This window comes from Crossiella sp. CA198, from assembly GCF_052078295.1.
GTDB lineage: Bacteria > Actinomycetota > Actinomycetes > Mycobacteriales > Pseudonocardiaceae > Crossiella.
In genome coordinates this window covers 114,714-133,884 of the sequence record NZ_JBQJIM010000023.1, presented here as the reverse complement: position 1 = coordinate 133,884, position 19,171 = coordinate 114,714, and the positions used below count along the sequence as shown (strand labels likewise).

At 69.3% G+C, this 19,171-nt stretch carries 19 protein-coding genes; 13 read left to right on the top strand and 6 right to left on the bottom strand.

All coding sequences use genetic code 11. The features are described from left to right. The first annotated feature begins 141 nt into the window (after positions 1-141). The 5 genes from ACTOWY_RS33265 (at position 142) to ACTOWY_RS33245 (ending at position 5,566) form a co-directional block, all read left to right on the top strand. Positions 142-861 carry a class I SAM-dependent DNA methyltransferase gene (locus tag ACTOWY_RS33265; RefSeq protein WP_441313558.1) on the top strand — a complete coding sequence of 240 codons (720 nt, stop codon included), beginning with the start codon at positions 142-144 and terminating at the stop codon, positions 859-861. A gap of 11 nt (positions 862-872) precedes the next feature. Beyond that, the gene (locus ACTOWY_RS33260; RefSeq protein WP_441313557.1) at positions 873-1,958 is read left to right on the top strand and encodes a diiron oxygenase; all 1,086 of its coding nucleotides are present in this window, start codon (positions 873-875) and stop codon (positions 1,956-1,958) included. Positions 1,959-2,128: 170 nt separating this feature from the next. Further along, positions 2,129-2,491 carry a VOC family protein gene (locus ACTOWY_RS33255; protein ID WP_441313556.1) on the top strand — a complete coding sequence of 121 codons (363 nt, stop codon included), beginning with the start codon at positions 2,129-2,131 and terminating at the stop codon, positions 2,489-2,491. Beyond that, positions 2,488-3,813, top strand: a complete 1,326-nt coding sequence (locus tag ACTOWY_RS33250) for an aminotransferase family protein (RefSeq protein WP_441313555.1) — start codon at positions 2,488-2,490, stop codon at positions 3,811-3,813. Before ACTOWY_RS33255 ends, ACTOWY_RS33250 begins: the two co-directional genes overlap by 4 nt. Positions 3,814-3,817: 4 nt before the next feature. Then, positions 3,818-5,566, top strand: a complete 1,749-nt coding sequence (locus ACTOWY_RS33245) for an NAD(P)-binding protein (protein WP_441313554.1) — start codon at positions 3,818-3,820, stop codon at positions 5,564-5,566. A 21-nt stretch (positions 5,567-5,587) separates the two neighbouring features. Here ACTOWY_RS33245 and ACTOWY_RS33240 read toward each other — a convergent pair whose 3' ends face one another. Further along, the gene (locus ACTOWY_RS33240) at positions 5,588-6,652 is read right to left on the bottom strand and encodes a cobalamin-independent methionine synthase II family protein (protein WP_441313553.1); all 1,065 of its coding nucleotides are present in this window, start codon (positions 6,650-6,652) and stop codon (positions 5,588-5,590) included. Positions 6,653-7,190: 538 nt separating this feature from the next. Between ACTOWY_RS33240 and ACTOWY_RS33235 the strand changes: the two genes are divergently transcribed. Both ACTOWY_RS33235 and ACTOWY_RS33230 read left to right on the top strand, forming a co-directional pair. Beyond that, positions 7,191-8,441, top strand: a complete 1,251-nt coding sequence (locus ACTOWY_RS33235; RefSeq protein WP_441313552.1) for a methyltransferase domain-containing protein — start codon at positions 7,191-7,193, stop codon at positions 8,439-8,441. Beyond that, complete coding sequence (locus ACTOWY_RS33230) at positions 8,438-9,391, top strand: NAD-dependent epimerase/dehydratase family protein (protein ID WP_441313551.1); 954 nt, start codon at positions 8,438-8,440, stop codon at positions 9,389-9,391. The genes ACTOWY_RS33235 and ACTOWY_RS33230 overlap by 4 nt, the downstream gene beginning before the upstream one ends. Here the strand turns inward: ACTOWY_RS33230 and ACTOWY_RS33225 are convergent. After that, positions 9,341-10,630 (bottom strand): cytochrome P450, encoded by a 1,290-nt coding sequence (locus ACTOWY_RS33225; RefSeq protein ID WP_441313550.1) that lies wholly within the window; start codon positions 10,628-10,630, stop codon positions 9,341-9,343. The two genes, ACTOWY_RS33230 and ACTOWY_RS33225, sit on opposite strands and share 51 nt — an antisense overlap. A 176-nt stretch (positions 10,631-10,806) precedes the next feature. On the opposite strand from ACTOWY_RS33225, the gene ACTOWY_RS33220 reads away from it, so the two are divergent. From ACTOWY_RS33220 to ACTOWY_RS33210, 3 genes are all read left to right on the top strand, one after another. Next, complete coding sequence (locus ACTOWY_RS33220; RefSeq protein ID WP_441313549.1) at positions 10,807-11,379, top strand: TetR/AcrR family transcriptional regulator; 573 nt, start codon at positions 10,807-10,809, stop codon at positions 11,377-11,379. A 21-nt stretch (positions 11,380-11,400) separates the two neighbouring features. Beyond that, positions 11,401-11,880 (top strand): DinB family protein, encoded by a 480-nt coding sequence (locus ACTOWY_RS33215; RefSeq protein ID WP_441313548.1) that lies wholly within the window; start codon positions 11,401-11,403, stop codon positions 11,878-11,880. Positions 11,881-11,984: 104 nt separating this feature from the next. Further along, the gene (locus ACTOWY_RS33210; RefSeq protein WP_441313547.1) at positions 11,985-12,635 is read left to right on the top strand and encodes a hypothetical protein; all 651 of its coding nucleotides are present in this window, start codon (positions 11,985-11,987) and stop codon (positions 12,633-12,635) included. A gap of 120 nt (positions 12,636-12,755) precedes the next feature. Here ACTOWY_RS33210 and ACTOWY_RS33205 read toward each other — a convergent pair whose 3' ends face one another. Both ACTOWY_RS33205 and ACTOWY_RS33200 read right to left on the bottom strand, forming a co-directional pair. Continuing rightward, positions 12,756-13,496: a GAF and ANTAR domain-containing protein gene (locus tag ACTOWY_RS33205; RefSeq protein ID WP_441313546.1), complete on the bottom strand. Its 741-nt coding sequence runs from the start codon at positions 13,494-13,496 to the stop codon at positions 12,756-12,758. Continuing rightward, entirely contained in the window at positions 13,493-14,215 is a 723-nt protein-coding gene (locus ACTOWY_RS33200) for an ANTAR domain-containing protein (RefSeq protein ID WP_441313545.1), read from the bottom strand. Before ACTOWY_RS33200 ends, ACTOWY_RS33205 begins: the two co-directional genes overlap by 4 nt. 199 nt (positions 14,216-14,414) lie before the next feature. On the opposite strand from ACTOWY_RS33200, the gene ACTOWY_RS33195 reads away from it, so the two are divergent. Continuing rightward, on the top strand, positions 14,415-14,756 hold the full coding sequence (locus tag ACTOWY_RS33195; RefSeq protein ID WP_441313544.1) for a hypothetical protein: 342 nt from the start codon (positions 14,415-14,417) through the stop codon (positions 14,754-14,756). A gap of 32 nt (positions 14,757-14,788) precedes the next feature. Here the strand turns inward: ACTOWY_RS33195 and ACTOWY_RS33190 are convergent, their stop codons facing one another. Next, positions 14,789-15,637, bottom strand: coding sequence for a hypothetical protein (locus ACTOWY_RS33190; RefSeq protein ID WP_441313543.1), 849 nt, complete (start codon positions 15,635-15,637; stop codon positions 14,789-14,791). Positions 15,638-15,783: 146 nt separating this feature from the next. Further along, positions 15,784-16,572 carry a hypothetical protein gene (locus ACTOWY_RS33185; protein ID WP_441313542.1) on the bottom strand — a complete coding sequence of 263 codons (789 nt, stop codon included), beginning with the start codon at positions 16,570-16,572 and terminating at the stop codon, positions 15,784-15,786. A 477-nt stretch (positions 16,573-17,049) separates the two neighbouring features. On the opposite strand from ACTOWY_RS33185, the gene ACTOWY_RS33180 reads away from it, so the two are divergent. Beyond that, positions 17,050-17,733, top strand: a complete 684-nt coding sequence (locus tag ACTOWY_RS33180) for an SPFH domain-containing protein (protein ID WP_441313541.1) — start codon at positions 17,050-17,052, stop codon at positions 17,731-17,733. Between the two features lie 137 nt (positions 17,734-17,870). After that, complete coding sequence (locus ACTOWY_RS33175) at positions 17,871-19,094, top strand: glycosyltransferase (RefSeq protein WP_441313540.1); 1,224 nt, start codon at positions 17,871-17,873, stop codon at positions 19,092-19,094. Positions 19,095-19,171: the final 77 nt, after the last annotated feature.

Sequence of the window (19,171 nt, the reverse complement as noted above, 5' to 3'; positions counted from 1 at the left end):
GGCGGGTTCGCGCGTGCCAACCTGCCCCGTGCCGCCCTCCCACCCGACGCCGAGTTGGCCCAAGTCGTACACCTGGTTGGCCCAACTGGACGTCCCACTTTGGCCAACTGGACGGTTCACACGTAGGGAGAGGCGGCACAGATGGAGAGCGAGACCTACGGCGAGGTGTTCGCCGAGGTGTTCGACTCGGTGTACGGCGGCACCGCGCCCAAGGACGAGATCGCCACCCTCGCCGAGCTGGCCGGACCGGGCCCCGTGCTGGAACTCGGCGTCGGCACCGGCCGGGTGGCCATCCCGCTGGCCGAGGCCGGCCTCGAAGTGCACGGTCTGGACAACTCACCGCGGATGCTGGCCGCGCTGGCCGCCAAACCCGGCGGCGCGGCCATCCGGACGGTCACCGCGTTGCTGCCGGACATCCCACTGGCGCAACGGTTCCGGCTGATCTCCTGCGTGGACAACACCCTGCTGCTGTTGCGCACCCAGGAACAGCAGCTGCAGTGCGTCACCAACGCCGCCGAGCACCTGACCGAGGACGGCGTGCTGGTGCTGGAAACGTTGGGGCAGCTCGATCCCAACGGGGCGGGCTCCGGGATCGTGCTCATCCACATGGGCAAGAACAGCGCGGTGCTGTGGGCCACCGAGGCGAACTCGGCCACCCAGCGGTTCAGCACCAGGGAGATCATCCTGGCCGACAACCAGGTCCGGGTGCTGCCCTTCCGCGGCAGGCTGGTCTCCCCCGCCGAACTGGACCTGATGGCGCGGCTGGCCGGTCTGCGGCTGCGGGCGCGATGGGGTGGCTGGAGTCAGGAACCCTTCACCAGCGCCAGTTTCCTCGCGGTGTCGGTCTTCGAGAAGGTTTAGGAAGGCATCCGGTGAGCACCAGGCGTTACGCACTGCCCGTTGAGCAGACCAAGTGGTCGCTGTCCACCAGCTCCACCGTGGTCTTCGACTGGGACTACGACCCCAGCCAGGACCGGCTGCTCGGGCTCTACGAACGCGGCAAGGCCAAGCAGTGGGACGCCAACGAGCGGATCGACTGGTCGATCCCGTTCGACCCGACCTCGCCGGAGCACGAGCCCGACCACTACCTGCCGCTGTTCGGCTCGCCGGTCTTCGAGCGGATGACCCAGGCGGAGCGGAACGAGTACCGGCACCACGTCACCGCGTTCAACAACTCCATGTTCCTGCACGGCGAACAGGGCGCGCTGATCTGCGCGGCGCGGGTGGTGGAGACCGTGCCCGAGCTGGATGCCAAGTTCTACGCCGCGACCCAGGTGGTGGACGAGGCCCGGCACGTGGAGATCTTCTCCCGGCTGGTCCGGGAGAAGATCGAACTCGCCTACCCGATCTCGGCGCCGATGAAGGAACTGCTCACCGCGGTGCTAGAAGATCCGCGGCCGGACATCGTCCAGCTCGGCATGCAGGTGCTCATCGAGGGCCTGGCGCTGGCCGCGTTCGCACTCGGCCGGGACTCCACCACGCACCCGCTGTTCCGCACCATCAACGCCTACGTCATGCAGGACGAGGCCCGGCACGTCGCCTTCGGCCGGATCGGCCTGCGTGATCTCTACCGGCAGCTGACCGCCAGGGAGATCGCCGAGCGGGAGGAGTTCGTGGTCGAGGCCTGCCACCTGATGCGGGACCGGCTGATGGGCGAGGAGGTCTTCGAACGGCTCGGGCTGCCGGTGCGGGATTGTCTGGAGCACGTGGAGCATTCGCCGTTCATGCGCGGGTTCCGGTCCCAGCTGTTCTCCCGGATCGTGCCCGCGGTGCAGGACATCGGCCTGTGCGGGCCGAAGGTGCGGCGGGCCTTCGAGGACATGGGCGTGATCCAGTTCGAGGCGGTGGACCTGGACGCGACGCACGCCAGGGACGACCGGGTGGCCGATGAGGTGGAGGCCGCCGACGCCGCGCGGGTGGCCCAGGTTGCGGCGACGATCGAGGCGGGTGAGCAATAGGCCAGTTGTCTGAGTAAATGGCCGAGACGTGCGGAGAAATTGTGTACACAGAGAGCCTGAACAATGCGCACACGATCCGGCGAAGGACCGATCAATGCTCGACCGGGATGTCCGTTTCGTGTAGGTTGAGCCGCGCCAAGTTTCACTCCTATCCACTGGAGGGCAGTTAATTGACGGCCGGAGACCAGAACATCGACAGCGTGCTCGCCGGCGTTGCGGTGGCTGATTTCGAAGCTGCGCAGTCCTGGTACTCGAAGCTTTTCGGACGTGAGCCCGACGTCGTGCCCACCGAGGGAATCGCGGAATGGCAGCTCGCGCCGAATGCCTGGGTGCAGCTCACCGAGAACCCGGACCGGGCGGGCAAGAGTTCGGTGGTGATCGGGGTCCGCGATCTCGCCGCACAGGTCAAGTCGGTCGAGTCGGCCGGATTCACCCCTGGTGCGGTGGAGGAATACCCGGGCATCGTCAGGACGAGCACCATTTTCGACCCCGAGGGCAATGAAGTGACCTTTGTGGAGGAGTTGACCGAGTGAGTGAGGCGTCCAGCGAAGTCGCGGAAGTCCCGGTCCCGTCGATTCCGGCGGATCCGGTGTGGAACCCGATGTCGGACTACTCGTTCATGGCCGAGCACGGTGTGCGGATCGTATCGGGCTCGGGTGTCCGGGTACGTGATGATCAAGGCAACGAGTACCTCAGCGGGACCGCCGGACTGTGGAATGTGACCTGCGGGTTCGGTCATCCCGACATCCTGGACGCCATCACCACTCAACTGAAGAAACTCTCCTATGGCACGTTGTTCCTGTTCTCCCACGAGCCCGCCACCACCCTCGCCCGCCGGCTGCTGTCGATCGCGCCGCCCGGACTCACCCGGGTGCACTTCAGCACCGGCGGCGCGAGCGCGGTGGAGACGGCGATGAAGGTGGTGCGCCGGTATTTCCGGTTGGTGGGACAGCCCGAACGACGGCTGATCGTGTCGCTGGACCGCTATTCCTGGCACGGCACGCTCTACGGCAGCATGAGCGTGACCGGCGAGGACATCGAACAGCGGGCCTACGGCGCCGATCTCAGCGGGGTACGCAAGATCCCCACTCCGCGCACCGCCGGCGATCCGCCCGGCGCGACCGCGCTGACCGCGTTCGCCGAACTGGTCGACGCCGAGCGCGGGCGGATCGCCGCGGTCATCCTGGAACCGGTGCTGGCCTCCGGCGGGGTGATCCCGCTGCCGCCGGAGTACGTCGCCGAGGTCAGCAAACTGTGCCGGGACAACGGGATCCTGCTCATCGCCGACGAGGTGGCCACCGGTTTCGGCCGGACCGGCCGGATGTTCGGCGGCGAGCACTACGAGCTGCGCCCGGATGTGCTGGTGCTGTCCAAGGGCATCAACAGCGGCTACCTGCCACTGGGCGCGGCACTGTTCAGCGAGCCGATCTTCGACGCGTTCCGGCGGGCCGGTTTGCCGTTGCTGCACGGGGAAACCCAGGGCGGCAACCCGGCGGCCTGTGCGGCCGCGATCGCCACCCTGGACGTGCTCGACCGCGAAGGACTGGTCGAGAACTCCCGCGTGGTCGGCGAGTACCTGCTCAACCGCCTGGAGCCACTGCGCTCCCGTCCGGCCGTGCAGGATGTGCGGGGCCGCGGCCTGATGATCGGGATCGAGCTGACTCCGCGCGGTGGCAAGGGTCCGGCGTCGATCCCGGAGGTGATGACCGCGGTGATCGGCTGCCGCCTGCGCGGTCTGCTGGTGCACCCGCTGCTGGCCAGTGGCGGCATCGGGCTGTTCCCGCCGTTGACGCTGAGCACGGCCGAGGCCGATCAGGTGGCCGAGGTGCTCGACCAGGTCACGGCCGCCGGGTGAGCCGGTGGGCGCCGGGGAGCTGACACCGCGACTGGTGGTCGACGGGATCGCCGACGGCCCCGCACCCGCGACCGGGTTCGCGGACGCCGAGGAGAGCTACGACCTGGTGGTCGCCGGGGCCGGGATCGCCGGACTCGCGGCCGCCTACTTCTGGCAACGCGACATCCAGCCCGGCGCCCGGATCCTGTTGCTGGACCCGGCTTCCCAGCCCGGCGGGCACGCCACCCGGAATGAGTACACAGTGGACGGTCACCGACTGCTCGCCACCGGCGGCTCGCAGGCGATCACCCGGCCCAGCACCTACCCGGCCAGCGCCCGGGACCTGTTGCGCGAACTGGGCATCAACACCGACCGCTTCCACCAAGCCTGCGATCCCAGGCACTACCGTCGGCACGGCGCGGGCGGCCTCGGCGTGTTCTTCCACCGCGAACACTGGGACCACGACCACCTCGCGGTGCTGCCACCCGGTACCAAGTGGACAGACGCCCTGGCCAACGCGCCCATGCCCCCAGCGGCCCGCCGCCAGCTCGGCGAACTCCTGGACCGCTGCCCAGACTGGCTCAGCGGCCGGGACCGCGCGGCCAAACTCGCCGCCCTGCGGGTCCGCACCTGCGCCCAGGTGCTCACCGACTTCGCCGACCTGCATCCCGCCGTACACCGATTCCTGCTGCGTTCCACCGCGGTCGACTCCGGCCTGAACTTCGACCAGCATCCCGCCCTGGACGCCGCGCTGATCGGCTTCCCCGGCCTGTCCGGCCTGCGCATCGGCTACGACGGCGATCCCTGGCCCGGCTTAAGTAAAACCGGCAGGCAGTTCTGGTACAGCGAAGAAGCGCCGATCTACCGCTTCCCGGACGGCAACGCCACCATCGCCCGCGCCCTGGCCCGCGCACTGATCCCCGCGCTCACCCCGGCGCGCACCGTCGACGAGCTGCTCACGGCCACCCTGGATCAGTCCCAATTGGACAGTCCACAGCAGAACGTCCGGATCCGCTTGCACAGCAAGGTGGTCGAGGTCCACAACACCCGCTCAGCGGTCTCCATCGCGCACACCGCGCCCGGCGGCCACCACCGGGTCACCGCCAGAGCCGTGATCCTGGCCTCCTGGACCGCCGGCCTGCCCGCCATCGTGCCGGAACTGTCCACCGCCCAACGCTCCGCCGCGGCCGCCACCGGCCGCTATCCCTTGGCCTACGCCAATCTCGCCCTGCGCGACTGGAAACCCTGGCAGCGCCTGGGCATCAACCGCCTCACCCTGCCCTCTGGTCACTGGCAGCGCGGCGCCCTGGAGTTCCCGGTCCGCATCGGCGACCACCAGCCCAGCTCCAGCCCGGAAAACCCGGTGCTGGCCAACTTCTTCGGCTGCTTCACCAACCCCGGCGTGCCCCCTGCGGTCGGCGCCGCCCAGGGCCGCCACTGGCTGATCAACCACGGCCCGGCCGAACTGGAGACCAGCCTGCTCGACACCCTGACCCGCATCCTCGGCCCCGCCGGATTCGACCCGGACCGCGATATCGCCGCCCTGACCGTCAACACCTGGCCGCACGGCTACGCCCGCTACCTGACCCTGCCGCACGACGCCGACCGCTGGCCGGACGGCCCACTCCCCGGCGACCTCCTCGCAAAGGGCGTCGGCCGGATCCGGATCGCGGGCGTGGACGTGGCCAACCACCCCTACCTGGACGGCGCCGTGCACACCGCGCACACCGCGGTGCACGAGCTGGCCAGGGTGGCCGGGCCGGGGTCGCGATGACCCCGGCCCGAGCCAGAACCCTTACGCCCCAAGCACCTCCGCTGCCAGCTGGGTACCCCGAACGCGGGCCTCGATCTTGGCGAAGGCGGTCTCCCGCGAGGTCGAGGTGTCATCGGCGAACGGCGCGAACCCGCAGTCGTCACAGGTGCCCAACCGCTCCAGCGGGAGGTACTCGGCCGCTATCAGCACGCGGTCCCGCACCTGTTCGGGGCTCTCCACCACCGGATCGATCGGATCGATCACGCCGACGAAGATCCGTTGGTCCGGCCGCGAGTGCTCGCGCACGATCTCCAGCACCCGCCGCGGATCCGGTTCGCTGGCCAGTTGCAGGTAGAACGCGCCCGCGTGCAGCTGGAACAGCTTAGGCAGCAGTCCGGCGTAGTCGACGTCCAGACTGTGCACCGAATCCAGGTCGCCACCGGGACAGGTGTGCACGCCGATCCGGGCCCGCTCCTCGGCGGAGAACCGGTCCAGCACCAGGTTGTTCAATCCGATGAAGTCAGCCAGCACCCCGCCGGAGGGATCCAGTTTGAGCGACAACCGCCCCTCGGTGAAGTCCAGCTGCACCGAGGCCGCGCCCGCGTCCAGGCACTGCCGGATGTCCCGCTCCGCCTCATCGGCCAGCTCCGCCAGGAAGGTCTCCCGTGGATAGCCGTCGATCCCGTCCGCCGGGTAGAGCAGGCTCAGCGCCGAGGGCGCGATCACCGGCTGCTTCACCGGCAGCTCGGTCAGCCCGAGCGCCTTGTTCAGGTAGGACACCGCGAACTCGCCATACCTGAACGGCCCGGCCGTCAACCGGGGCAGCTGCCGGGTGTGCCCGTCCGCGAACGGGATTATCGCCCCGTCCGCGGCCAGCGCCAGCCCACCCCGCAACGGGTAGGTGGCGAAACTCGGCTTGCCCTGCTCGCCATCGGTCAGCACCGGCGAGCCGGTCTTCGCCAACCGCTCGATGGTCTCCGCCAGCGCCCGATCCACCAGAACGTCAAGCCCAGCCTGGTCAATCGTCCCCGCTGCCAACGCGGCCAGTCCGTCCTGCAGGTACTTCGGCCGCGGAATGCTGCCGATCGTCTCGGTGGGAATGGTCATGGTCATCCTCCCGGAAAAGTGAGGAACCGCAACACATCCAACCTAGCGAGACCAGCACGGCTCCGGCGTCGCCCAAGCAGGGCAACAGAAACCTAAGCAACCACCCAGAAGCACCCACCCCCACCGTGTTGGCCGTTGTCGTACACCGAGTTGGCCGTTATGGGCGGTGAGTTGGCCGTTGTCGTACGACTCTGTTGGCGAATTCGCCCTGGCGTGCCGATCTTCCGGCGAGTTGGGCCAACTGGTACGCCGGTTTGGCTCAAGTGGGCGTACCAGTTGGCCCAAGTTGTACGGGGTGTGGATCACGCCGCCGATTCGCCAACAGAGTCGTCGTACGGTGTGTTGGCCGTTGTGGTCGGTGTGTTGGCCGTTGTGGACGGTGTGTTGGCCGTTGTGGACGGTGTGTTGGCCGTTGTGGACGGTGTGTTGGCGCACGGGCGTACCAGTTCGGCCAACACTGGGTACGACAACGGCCAACACGCCGGCGAGTTGCCGGGGCACATGCTTAGAGATCCCGTTGCAGTGAAGGGAATCGTCCATGATCACGCCGGGCGCCACCGCGGGGCTGCCGACTGTCCCATGCCGGATCTGTCGTGGCCCGGTCACCGAATTCCTGAACCTGGGCCAGCATCCGCTCTCCGACGCCTTCCGCCACCCCGAGGACGACAGCGAGGAGTTCTACTACCGCCTCGCGGTAGGACAGTGCGCGGACTGCACCATGACCCAGCTGATGGAAGAAGTGCCCAGGGAACGCATGTTCCACGAGTCCTACCCGTACCACTCCTCCGGCTCGGCCGTGATGCGCGCGCACTTCACCAGCCTCGCCCAGCACCTGCTGAGGACCGAACTCACCGGCCCCGACCCGTTCGTGGTCGAACTGGGCTGCAACGACGGTGTCATGCTGCGCACCGTGCACGCGGCAGGCGTCCGGCACCTGGGCTTCGAGCCCTCCGGCGGCGTGGCCGCGATCGCCACCAGCCAGGGTATCCGGGTCCGCACCGACTTCTTCGAGGAGGCCACCGCGACGGCTGTCCGCGAGTCCCACGGCCCCGCCGACGTCATCTACGCGGCCAACACCATCTGCCACATCCCCTACCTGGACTCGGTTCTACGCGGCGTGCACACCCTGCTGGCCGAGCGCGGCATCTTCGTCTTCGAGGACCCGTACCTGGGCGACATCCTGGACCGGACCGCCTTCGACCAGATCTACGACGAGCACTTCTACTACTTCACCGCCCGCTCGGTGCACGCCCTCGCCCACCGCGCCGGCCTGGAACTCGTTGACGTGCAACGCCTCCCGGTGCACGGCGGCGAACTCCGCTACACCCTGGCCCGCCCCGGCCGCCGCCCCGTCTCCCCCGCCGTGGCACAACTACTCGCCGAGGAAGAGCACCGCGGCCTGGCCGAACCCGCCACCCTGCACCGGTTCGCGGCCAACGTGGCGCGCACCAAGGAGAACCTGCTCGCCCTGCTACACGACCTGCGCGCGCAGGGCCACACCGTGGTCGGCTACGGCGCCACCGCCAAGAGCGCCACAGTCACCAACTTCTGCGGCCTCTCAACGGATCTGGTTGCCTACATCTGCGACACCACCCCGGCCAAACAGGGCCGCCTCTCCCCCGGCGCGCACCTCCCGGTCCGCCCGGTCTCGGCCTTCGCCGAGTACTATCCGGACTACGCGCTGCTGTTCGCCTGGAACCACGCCGAGGAGATCATGGCCAAGGAACAGGACTTCCACGCGGCAGGCGGCCGCTGGATCCACTACGTCCCCGAGGTGCGCCTGCGGTGACCGGCCACCGCGCGATCATCTTCGGCGGCACCGGCTTCGTCGGCAGCCATATCGCGGACAACCTGGCCGCCCACGGCTGGACGGTCCGCACCACCGCCCGCGGCACCCCGTCCCCGGCCCACCCCTTCCACCCCCTGGACCTCGCCACCATCTCCCCTGCCGAGCTGGCCGCGTTCCTGGACACGCACCGCCCCGACCTGGTGGTCAACGCCACCGGCAGCAGCTGGGGCCTGACCGACGACCAGATGTCCACCCGCTGCCTCACCCTGACCCGGCAACTGCTCGCCGCCCTGGCCCTGTCCCAGCGCACGCCCCGCCTGGTGCACCTGGGCTCGGTCCTGGAGTACGGCCCCACACCACCCGGAACAGCTGTCCGCAGCCAGGGTCCACCGCCGGAAACCGGCTACGGCAGGGCAAAACTCGCCGCCAGCCAGGCCGTGATCGCCGCGCCCAACGCCGTGGTGCTGCGCCTGTCCAACGCCGTCGGCCCCCGCCTGCCCGCGTCCAGCCTGCTGGGCAAGGTCGCCGCCACCCTGATCCAAGCCGCGCAGCGCCATGAACCAGCCCACCTGTCGCTGTCCCGCCTCACCGCGCACCGCGACTACATCGACGTGCGCGACGCCGCCGAAGCCGTGCGCGCCGCGGCCACCGCCGACGTCTCCGGCGAGATCATCGACATCGGCCGCGGCACCGCCGTCCCGGTCCGGTCCCTGGTTGACCTGCTCATCGAGGTCGCAGGCATCCCGGCGACGCTGACCGAACACGACAACGGGGACTGGCGGTCCACAATGGACTGGATCCAGGTGGACCCTGCCAGGGCCGCCACCCTGCTGCACTGGCAACCCCGGCACACCCTGCTCGACTCCATCCGCGCGTTCTGGTCCGCGGCCGCCGGACACTCACTGACCGCGCTGGGCGGCGACCGCGGCGGTCACCGGGAACGTCCGTAGCCCACGGATCGCACTGGTATCCCGGCGTTCCGGCGTACCGGCCTGCCGCAGCGACGGCAGTCGCTCGGCCAAGGTCCGGAAGACGATCTCACCCTCGATCCGGGCCAGCCGGGCGCCGAGGCAGTAGTGGATCCCGCTGGCGAAGGCCAGGTGTTCCGGCCCGGCCTCCCGGGTGATGTCGAACCGCTCCGGCCGCTCGTACGCCTGCGGATCCCGGTTGCCTCCAGCCAGAATCGCCACCACCGTCTGCCCTGGCTTGATCGTCTGCCCGGCCAGCTCAACCTCGGTGTGCGCCACCCGCGAGGTGCTCTGCACCGGCGAGTCGTACCGCAACGCCTCCTCCACCGCGGCCGCCGCCAGCTCCGGCTTCGCCCGCAACCGGGCCCACTGCTCCGGATGCTCCAGCAGCGCCCGCATCCCGTTGCCGATCAGGTTCACCGTGGTCTCGAACCCGGCCACCAGCAACAACAACGCGGTGCCGTGCAACTCCCGCGCGGTCATCCGCTCCTCGCCCACGGCAGTCGCCAGCGTGCTGATCACATCGTCGCCCGGCTCCACCGCGCGTTCCCGCAACAGCCGGTCGAACAACGCCACCAGGTGCTCGGTGACCGCGGTGACCTCCCTGGCCTGCCGCATCGAACTGACCCCGTTGAACCCCTCGATGATCACCTCCCCGTACTCGGCGAAGGCCCCCCGCTCGGCGTCCGGAATGCCCAGCAGATCGCTGATCACCGTGATCGGCAGCGGCGTGCCCAGGTCCTGCACCAGGTCGAAGCTCTCCCGCCCGCTCACCTTGTCCAGCAACGAGTCCACGATCGCCCGCACCCGGGGCCGGTACGCCTCCAGCCGCTTGGGGTTGAACGCGGGCATCGCCAGGCGGCGCAACCGGGTGTGGTCCGGCGGATCCAGCTCCACGAACCCCGCCGGTGGCGTCGGCACCGGCGCCCCCAGTAACCCGCCCTGCCCACGCCCGCCCACCGTCGTCACCCCGAACCGCCGATCCCGCAGCACCTGGTTGCACAGCGTGAACGAGCTGGTGGCCCAGGTGCCGCTGAGCCCGCGGTAGAGCGGCCCGCGCTGCCGGATCTGTTCGTAGAGCGGATAGGGATTGTCCCGCCAGCGCGGGTGTTCCAGCTGCACGACCAGATCACCCAGCTCGCTGAGCAGCCAGGTCGCGGCCCGCCCGGCCCGCAACCGCGACCGGAGCCAGAACGAGGCGACCGCGCTGGAGTTGTTCATCGATTCCCTCTCATCTTGACCGGCTACCGCTACCTTGTTGGCAGGCCGCCACGCCGCGACCGCACCGCCGCGGCCTCGACAGAATGGGACATCAATGTCCCACTTTGGGGCCGTTGTGACCCATTACAAGACATGCCTGTTCTCGTCATGGCACAACTTAGTACTGCAATGGCACCATGACGAGCGACACTCGGGAGTCGAACACTCCGAGCCGGACGCGCGCGGCGATCCTGGACGCGGCGATCACCGTGCTGGCCCAGCGGTCCGCCGCCTCCCTGGCCGAGATCGCCGACGCCGCCGGAGTCGGCCGCAGCACCCTGCAGCGGCACTTCCCGGAACGCTCCGACCTGATGGCCGCGATCTTCCAGCTTGCCGTGCAACGGGTGCGTGCCGCACTGGCCGGGGCAGCCCTGACCGAGGGCACCGCCGCGCAGGCGTTGCGCCGCGCGGTGCACGCCTACCTCGAACTGCCCCCCGAACTGATCCGGGTGTGCGACGAAGCCGAACAACGCGGCGAGGCCGACTGGCTGGACGCGGCCTTCGCCGAGGTCGAACAGCCCATGCTCGCGTTGCTCACCCGCGCCCGCGCCGAGGGCCTCCTGGACCCCTCGCTCAGTCCGGAGTGGGTGTACAAGGCGCTGTGGTGGAATCTGCTCGCCGGGTTCGAGGCCGTCGGCGAGGGCCTGATGGACAGGGAACAGGCCGCGGAATCGGTCAGCCGGCAGCTGGAGCGGGGTTTGCCAGGGTAGTGCGACGGACAGGAGACGCTGATGGGTTCGTTCGATGTGCCGCTGGCGGATGAACGCACCCAGCTCGAAGCGTTCATCGAGGACTACCGCGGTGCCATGGAGTCGACGCTCGACGGCCTCACCGAGGAACAGGCCCGCCGCAGACTCGTCCCGTCGGCGACCACGCTGCTCGGACTGCTCAAGCACGTCACCTGGATGCAGCGGGTGTGGTTCGAGGAGTGCGTCGGCGGCACCTCCCGCCGGGAACTCGGCCTGGTGCGAAGCCCGGAGGAATCCTTCCGGCTCAACGAGGACGACACCATCGCCTCGGTCACGGCGGCTCATCGGGCCGCCTGCGCCACGGCCCGGACGGTGATCGCGGACCGGTCACTGGATGTTGTCGTGACCGGCCACCGGAGCGGACCGCGCACGCTGCGCTGGGTGTGCCTGCAGGTGCTGCGGGAGCTGGCGCACCATCACGGCCACGCCGACATCCTGCGCGAACAGCTACTCGCCGACTGAGTCCCGCGACCAGGTCCAATTCGATTGCGCCTGGCGTTCCACTGACCGATCCTGGAACGTTCCGTCCAAGGTGGACAGACGAAGTGGACCGGATGGACGACCCGATGAGAACACCGATCTCCGTGCACCACGCTCGCCTGGACGGGCGGGACTGGCGGGTGATCCGACCGGCCGGCGGGTTCGCGCGCGCCGGATTGTGGGATATGGATCGCTGGTGGCAGTTGCAGGTCGACCGCGGCTCGGCCTACCGGCTCGGCGTGCTGTGGCTGCTGGCGGCCCGCTCCCGGCACACGATCATCCACGTGCCGCTGCGCACCGGCGACCAGGCGGTCGGGGCCGATCCGCGGGGCAGGCGGATGGATCTCGTGTTGTCCCAGCACAGCCTGCAGTTCCGCGCCGCGCACTGGCCCCGGCTACGGGCCGCCTTGGGCAAGGGCAAGCAGGCGACAGCGCAGCTGCCGGACGATGATCTGCCGGATCCGGCCGGGATCGACTACCGGGCGCGGCACCACCGGGAGAACCGGGATCTGCTGAACGAGCAAGTGCACGCCGACACCGTGTTCCTGGCGGGCAGCGCACCGGTGTTCCGGCAGACCGCCTCCCTGTTCTTCGACCTCGCCCAGCTCACGCCGGAGCCGGGGCCGGACAGCCACGTGTGCACGGAGTTCCACTCGGGTGACGGCGTGCTGGGCAACGCGCGGCAGATCCACGTCGAGTACCACTCTGACTGGGCTACGCCGGCGCAACAGCTTTGACCCCGCTCACGTGCACGCCGCCGATCCGGGCCGGGGCAACCTGCCCGGCGTGCTCGTAGACCTCGCACAGCCACGGATCCGGCACCGTGGGTTCGTTCAGCCTGGTGAGCCCGGCTCCGGCTACCGGGGTGGCTTGACCTTGGTCAGCTCGGCCACCGCGGGCGAGCGCGAGATCACCTGCTGGGCCACGTCGGCGAGGAACTGATTGGTGTTGCGGGCGTGGTCGCGCATCAGCGCGAACGCGTCCGCGATATCGATCTGCAGCCGTTCGGTCAGGATCCCCTTCGCCTGCTCGATCAGGATGCGGCTGTTGAGCGCGGTCTGCAGCTGCTCGGTGACCATCTCGCTGTGCCGCAACGCCCGCACCTGCAGGATGCTGATCGTGGCGACGTTGGCGAAGGACTGCGCCAGCGCGATCGCCTCGGCCGAAATGCCGCCCGGCGTGGTGCCGAACAGGTTCAGCGCACCGATGATCTCCTCCCGCAACCGCATCGGCACCGCGTGCACCGCGGTGAAGCCCTGCTCGGCCGCGGCGACGCTGAACCGCGGCCAGCGCCGCGGCTCCGCACCCAGGTCCGGGCAGCCAACCGAGGTTCCGGCGCGGAAGCAGTCCAGGCAGGGCCCTTCCTCGTCCTGCAACTGGAACAGCTCCAGCAGCCGGGCCTGGTCGGTGGAGGCGGCCACCAGGCTCAGCGCGCCGCGCTGGTCCACCAGCAGGATGCCCGCCGCGTCCACGTCCAGCAGTTCGACACAGCGCTCGGTCAGGGTGTGCAGGAAGTCGATGGTGTCGAACCCCAGCACGAGGGTGTCCGCCAGTTCGACGAAGGTCTGCGTGACCCGCCGGTCCAACACGTGGCTCACCTCTGTTTCTCGTTGGTGTCCGGGGTGAATCTCAGTCTGCGCGCCACCACATCGGCCGCGACCTCGGAGAGCCGGCGGTCCGTACCGTAGGCGTGTGCCCGCAGGCGCAGGAAGGCCTGGTCCAGATCGGTGTCCAGCTGCACCGACACCATGCCGGTGGCCTGGTGCACCACAGCCCAGCGGCCCTCGGGTTCGGTGTGCGGCAACCCGTCCGCGTCCGCCGCCGGGTTCGCGGACGGGTTGAGCAGCAGCGTTGTCGCGGTGTCCGCGCACACCAGCGCGTCCGCCAGTTCGGTCGCGGAGAGCGGGCCGCCGACCTCCCGGCAGATCTCCAGCGCACCCAGCACGATCGCCCCCAGTGTCAACGGGACCACGAACACCGCGGCCACTCCGGCCGCCACCGCCGCCGGGGCGAAGGCGGGCCAGCGCCGGGCGGTGCCGGGGTCGGCCAGGCGCGGCACGAACACCGGCTGGTTCCCTCGCACGACTTCGGCCACCGGACCCTCGCCGAGGGTGGCCCGCAGCTCGGCCATCTCTTCACCCACCGATCCGACTACCTCGACGGGTTCCACCGCGCCAGCCAGATAAACCGCCACCCCGCTCGCGGTCAATCCGATCCGGCAGGCGAGGCAGACGTGCCGGATGCTGACCGGCTGCCGATCGGACCTGGCGATCTCATCGATCATCACCAGGATGTCGCGGCGCCGATCCGTGCCCACCTCGGTCACCTCTCGCCACCCGCGCTCCCGGTGCGTACACGTTAGCCCGACCCCGCGGGCGCGCGCACTTCACCCGGCCGCCAGCGGTCACCACAGGTCACTGGCACTATGCTCAGTGTCCCCACCTCACCGCCCCAGACCCCGGCGGCGCCACGACCGCGAGAACGGAAGTGCTGCCGTGCCCCGGGACTGTTCCAGCATGGCCTTCGCTGAGTTGCTCACCCATATCCAGGATCGCGAGTGGGCAGCCATGGTGGAGCTACACAACCAGCTAGGCGAGCAGGTGTTCCATGCCTGCCACGCCATCACCGACGACGAACTGGCCGCCGAGCTGATCACCATCGACGTGTTCGTCCAGGTCTGGGACCAGCCCGGCGCGCTCGCCGGCCCGGCCGCCCCGGCCGACCGTGCCGCGCTCGCCCGCGCCCTGGTGGCCCAGGCCCGGCACCGGGCCGTGCTCTGGTGCGTCGGGGAGCCGCGGGCGGAATCCGGCCTGGACGTGGTGAAGCCGCCCGTGGCGTACGGGCGGCTTCCCTCCTGACCGGGCAGTGCCTGAGCTGTCGCGGAGCCGGACTACCCGGTGCAGTTCGGGACCGCCGGGACACTGCCGACGCAGTTGTTCGGCGTGTTGGCGCTGATCGGGGTGTTGTTGGTGGTCATGATGCCGCCTGCCCGGTAGGCGCCGCCCGCGGTCAGCAGCGCGTGGTTGCCGGAGATGGCGGTCTGGGTCATGGTGGTCGCGGTCGAGTTGACCGCCGCGATGCCGCCGCCCTGGGATCCGGTGTTGCCGGTGACGGGCATCGGGCTGCCGGAGACCCCGGTGGTGGTCAGCGTGCCGCGCAGGCCGTTGTAGATCCCGCCACCCTGCAGCACCGCCGTGTTGCCCGAGATCGGGCTCCTGGTGAAGGTCGCCGCGGGCGCGGTGCCGGTCGGGGTGTCGGCGTTGGCCAGACCGCCACCGCTGAGAGTGGCCAGGTTGCCGGTCAGGCTGCTGTTGGTGAAGGTCACCGCGCCGCGGTTGAGGATGCCGCCACCATTGCCGATGACGCTGCCGTTGGTGATCGCGACCGAGGTGGTCAGGGTGAGGTTGCCGGTGGCGCTGACCTCGGCGATGCGGAAGAGCAGCAGCGAGGAACGCGTGATGATCGCCGGGCCGAGCATCTCGATACGCGTGGTGATGACCGGCAGTCCGTTGCCGAGGCCACCATGGGGAGAGGTCAGGGCATAGGTGCAGCCACCAGCCAAGGCGAGGGTGTCCGCGGCGGGGGTGGAGTTGGCCAGGTTGACCGCCGCGACCAGAGCGTTCTCGCCACAGGCGACGGGGATGGTGGCGGCCTGCGCCACCGGGGCCGCCAGGGTGGTGCCACCGGCCAGGATGCCGGCCGCGAACAGCACCTTGAGGATTGTGCGGGTCTTTCGCATAACGCCTTCTGTTCCCACAAATAACTGTGCCCGAAAAAGACCCCGGCTCGCACAATTTGCGGCACCGGGGTCCAGGGTTGCAAAACTCAAGCTACGCCGTCACACGGTCGGCGCATACCGCCGTACGCCGATTGGCCGCATTTTCCTCAAGCAGTGCAGCCCGGCACCGACGGCACGCTGCCCACACAGTTATTCGGACTGTTCGCACTGATCGGCGAGGTGTTGACCGTCACATTTCCGGATAACCGGAAGAATCCGCCCGCGGTGCCGGTCGCCGAATTCCCGGAAATCGGCGTGCTGGTCAGGGTGAGAATCCCGTCCACCGAGGCGAGGCCGCCGCCCCGCGCACCCTGATTGCCGCCGGTAACAAAACTGCTGGTCAGGGTGGCCGTGCCGAAGCTGTACAGGCCACCGCCGTCGGCCGCCGCGGTGTTCCCGGACAGGGTGCTGCCGGTCAGCGTGACCGCGGCCGCGCCGCCACCGCTCTGCACACCGCCGCCGGTGCCCGCCGCGGTGTTGCCGGACACGGTGCTGTTGGTCAGGGTCAGCGCGCCGAAGTTGAGGATGCCACCGCCGTTGCCCGCGGGCAGCAGACCAGCGGCCGAGCCGTTGCTGATGGTCACCGCCTTGAGGGTGAGGTCGCCCGTGGTGGCGACCTGGAGGATGCGGAAGGCGCTCGCGCCGCTGCGGGTGATGGTGTTGCCGTCGCCCTCCATGGTGATGGTGGTGGTGATGGGCGGTAGGCCGACCGATCCGTGCACGCCGTCGTCACCGTGGCCTGCGGTCAGGTTGTAGGTGCAGTCCGGGGTCAGGGTGATCACACCGCCGCCTGCCTCGTTCGTGGTGTTGACGGCGGTGACCAGCGCTGCTTCGGTGCATGGCACCGCGGCGTGGGCGGTAGCCGGCAGGGAAATACCGGCCCCGACCACGAGCATGGTTGCGACGGGAATGACTCGAACCGCGCGATTTTTGCGCATGAAAACTCCTCAAATTGTTACCGATAACGATCGAAGCGCCAGAATGACGCGACCGGCCGCCGGGGTCTCGTGCGGGGAATTTCTCACTCCACTGTAGACCCGGGCGACAGCAGCGCACCCACTCAAATCCGTGAATACACGATCGTGGCGCAGCCCGGAAATGCTCTGGGCCATGTGGGTTACCGCCAGACATAGGGTGCGAGCGAATGTCTAGTCACCGGCAACGTTAATGATCTCCACGAGGACGGCGAGAATCACCCGCGGGTGCGCAGCTGGGTGGTGATGAAAAAGCGAGTACGCTGGCGCCAAGTGCCCCGGACCCCGGCGTGACCTCGACCGACCGAGGGGCTGTCCGATGACACAAGCCGATTCAGTTCGCCTGGACATGACCGTCCCAGGGATCGCCGAACCCCACCAGAGCACCGCTGCGCCAGGGTGATCTGGCTACTGGCGAAACTGGGCTGGGCCACCGAGGTCCGCTGGACCAGCCCGGCCCAGGTGCGCATCCCTGCGCCGGATCCGCTTGCCCCGGAACAGATCCGGCACATCACCGCGTGTGCGGCGCAGAACGTGCACGCCGCGATCGACCAGATCGCCCAGACCACGCTGCGCAAGGTCGTCGGGCAGCACACCCTGGATCAGACCCTGTCCGAGACCGACCGGATCAACCTGGACATCCGCCAGATCCTCGACGTGGCCACGGTCGAATGGGGCGTGGAGGTGACCCTGGTGGAGCTGAAGGACATCCAGTTGCCCGACAGCATGAAACGCGCGATGGCCCGGCAGGCCGAGGCCGAGCGGGAAAAGCGCGCCAAGATCATCAACGCCGAGGGCGAATCCCTGGCCGCCGCCGCGCTGGGCGAGGCATCCGACACCATGATGGCCCACCCGCTGGCCCTGCAGCTGCGCAACCTGCAGACCCTGGTCGAGCTGGGCGTGGACAAGAACACCACCGTGGTCTTCCCGGCGCCGCTGATGAGCACCATCGGCGAACTCGGCACCTTCCTCGCCCGCGAGGCCGCCGCGGCGAGCCCGCACACCGGGGCCCAAACCGCTGCCATTCCGGCGCAACCAGCCGCACCGCCGCCGGACCGGCCGTCACAGGTCGCACCGATGTAGTCACAGCGAGCGGAAAGGGGATTACCCGCGCCTTTCCACTCTCAACTTATAGCGCACCCCGGGTCTTGCGGCAAGGCCCGGGTAGTGCCGCAGAATCACCGGCCTAAGCCAGGATCTGCGGAAATGGGAGTTGCCGAATGCGGGTGTTGTTGTCGACTTACGGTTCACGCGGGGACGTCGAGCCGGTGCTGGGGCTCGCGGTGCGCCTGCGCGAACTCGGTGCGGAGGTGCGGGTGTGCGCGCCGCCGGACTTCGCCGAGCGGGTGGCGGGCGCCGGGGTCGAGATGGTGCCGGTCGGCCTGTCCGCGAGCGAGCTGACCAAGGCGCGGCCGCCGGTCTCGGAGTTCCCCCGGTTCGCGGCCGAGCTGATCGGCCACCAGTTCACAGGGGTGCTCGACGCGGCGCGGGACTGCGAGGCGATGGTGGTCACCGGCATGCTGCCGATGATCGCCGGCGCGCTGTCGGTGGCGGAGAAGCTGGGCATCTACGCGGCCTCGGTGGTCTTCCAGAAGCTCAGCCTGCCCTCGCCGCACCACCGGCCGATGGCCTACCCGGGCCACCCGTTCCCGCCGGAGGTGACCGATAACCGGGAGCTGTGGAAACTCAACGCCCAGACCGTGAACAAGCTCTTCGGGGACGCGCTCAACACCAACCGGGCGGCCAACGGCCTGGCCCCGGTGACCAACGTGCAGGACTACCTCCATGGCGACCAGCAGTGGCTGGCCACCGACCAGGTGCTGGACCCGTGGCACCCGACCCCAGACCTGGACGTGGTGCAGACCGGCGCCTGGATCCTGCCGCACGAGCGCCCGCTGCCCGCCGACCTGGAGGCGTTCCTGGCCGCCGGTCCGCCGCCGGTGTACGTGGGCTTCGGCAGCATGCCCATGCACGCCGCCACCGATGTCGCCCAGGTCGCCATCGACGCGGTGCGCGCGCTGGGTCACCGGGTGGTCGTGCTGCGGGGCTGGGCCGGGCTGGACCTGATCGACGACCGGGCGGACTGCTTCGCCGTCGGCGAGGTCAACCAGCAGGCGCTCTTCCCCAGGATGGCCGCGATCGTGCACCACGGCGGCGCGGGCACCACCACCACCGCGAGCCGCTCCGGCGCGCCGCAGGTGATCATCCCGCAGATCGCTGACCAGCCTTATTGGGCCGGGCGGGTGGCCGAGCTGGGTATTGGCGCGGCACACGAGGGCCCGGCGCCGACCGTCGGGTCGCTGACCGCCGCACTGCGTATCGCGCTGGCCCCCGGGACCCGGGAGCGGGCGCGGGAGGTGGCGGGCACGATCCGCACCGACGGGGCGCTGGTGGCCGCGGAACTACTGCTTGAGACCATCAAGTCGCGCAAGGCACGGGCTTGACAAAGGGTGGACAATAAAAAATCGGCGTGCCCTCCATGAATTGGAGAACTCGCCGAACCTGGTACCAGTTTAAACGC

What these genes read in the sequence shown, in the direction of transcription:
- ACTOWY_RS33265 (WP_441313558.1), top strand. Translation starts at nt 142, where the DNA reads ATGGAGAGCGAGACCTACGGCGAGGTGTTCGCCGAGGTGTTCGACTCG.
- ACTOWY_RS33240 (WP_441313553.1), bottom strand. Translation starts at nt 6,652, where the DNA reads ATGACCATTCCCACCGAGACGATCGGCAGCATTCCGCGGCCGAAGTAC.
- ACTOWY_RS33235 (WP_441313552.1), top strand. Translation starts at nt 7,191, where the DNA reads ATGATCACGCCGGGCGCCACCGCGGGGCTGCCGACTGTCCCATGCCGG.
- ACTOWY_RS33225 (WP_441313550.1), bottom strand. Translation starts at nt 10,630, where the DNA reads ATGAACAACTCCAGCGCGGTCGCCTCGTTCTGGCTCCGGTCGCGGTTG.
- ACTOWY_RS33220 (WP_441313549.1), top strand. Translation starts at nt 10,807, where the DNA reads ATGACGAGCGACACTCGGGAGTCGAACACTCCGAGCCGGACGCGCGCG.
- ACTOWY_RS33215 (WP_441313548.1), top strand. Translation starts at nt 11,401, where the DNA reads ATGGGTTCGTTCGATGTGCCGCTGGCGGATGAACGCACCCAGCTCGAA.
- ACTOWY_RS33210 (WP_441313547.1), top strand. Translation starts at nt 11,985, where the DNA reads ATGAGAACACCGATCTCCGTGCACCACGCTCGCCTGGACGGGCGGGAC.
- ACTOWY_RS33195 (WP_441313544.1), top strand. Translation starts at nt 14,415, where the DNA reads ATGGCCTTCGCTGAGTTGCTCACCCATATCCAGGATCGCGAGTGGGCA.
- ACTOWY_RS33190 (WP_441313543.1), bottom strand. Translation starts at nt 15,637, where the DNA reads ATGCGAAAGACCCGCACAATCCTCAAGGTGCTGTTCGCGGCCGGCATC.
- ACTOWY_RS33185 (WP_441313542.1), bottom strand. Translation starts at nt 16,572, where the DNA reads ATGCTCGTGGTCGGGGCCGGTATTTCCCTGCCGGCTACCGCCCACGCC.
- ACTOWY_RS33175 (WP_441313540.1), top strand. Translation starts at nt 17,871, where the DNA reads ATGCGGGTGTTGTTGTCGACTTACGGTTCACGCGGGGACGTCGAGCCG.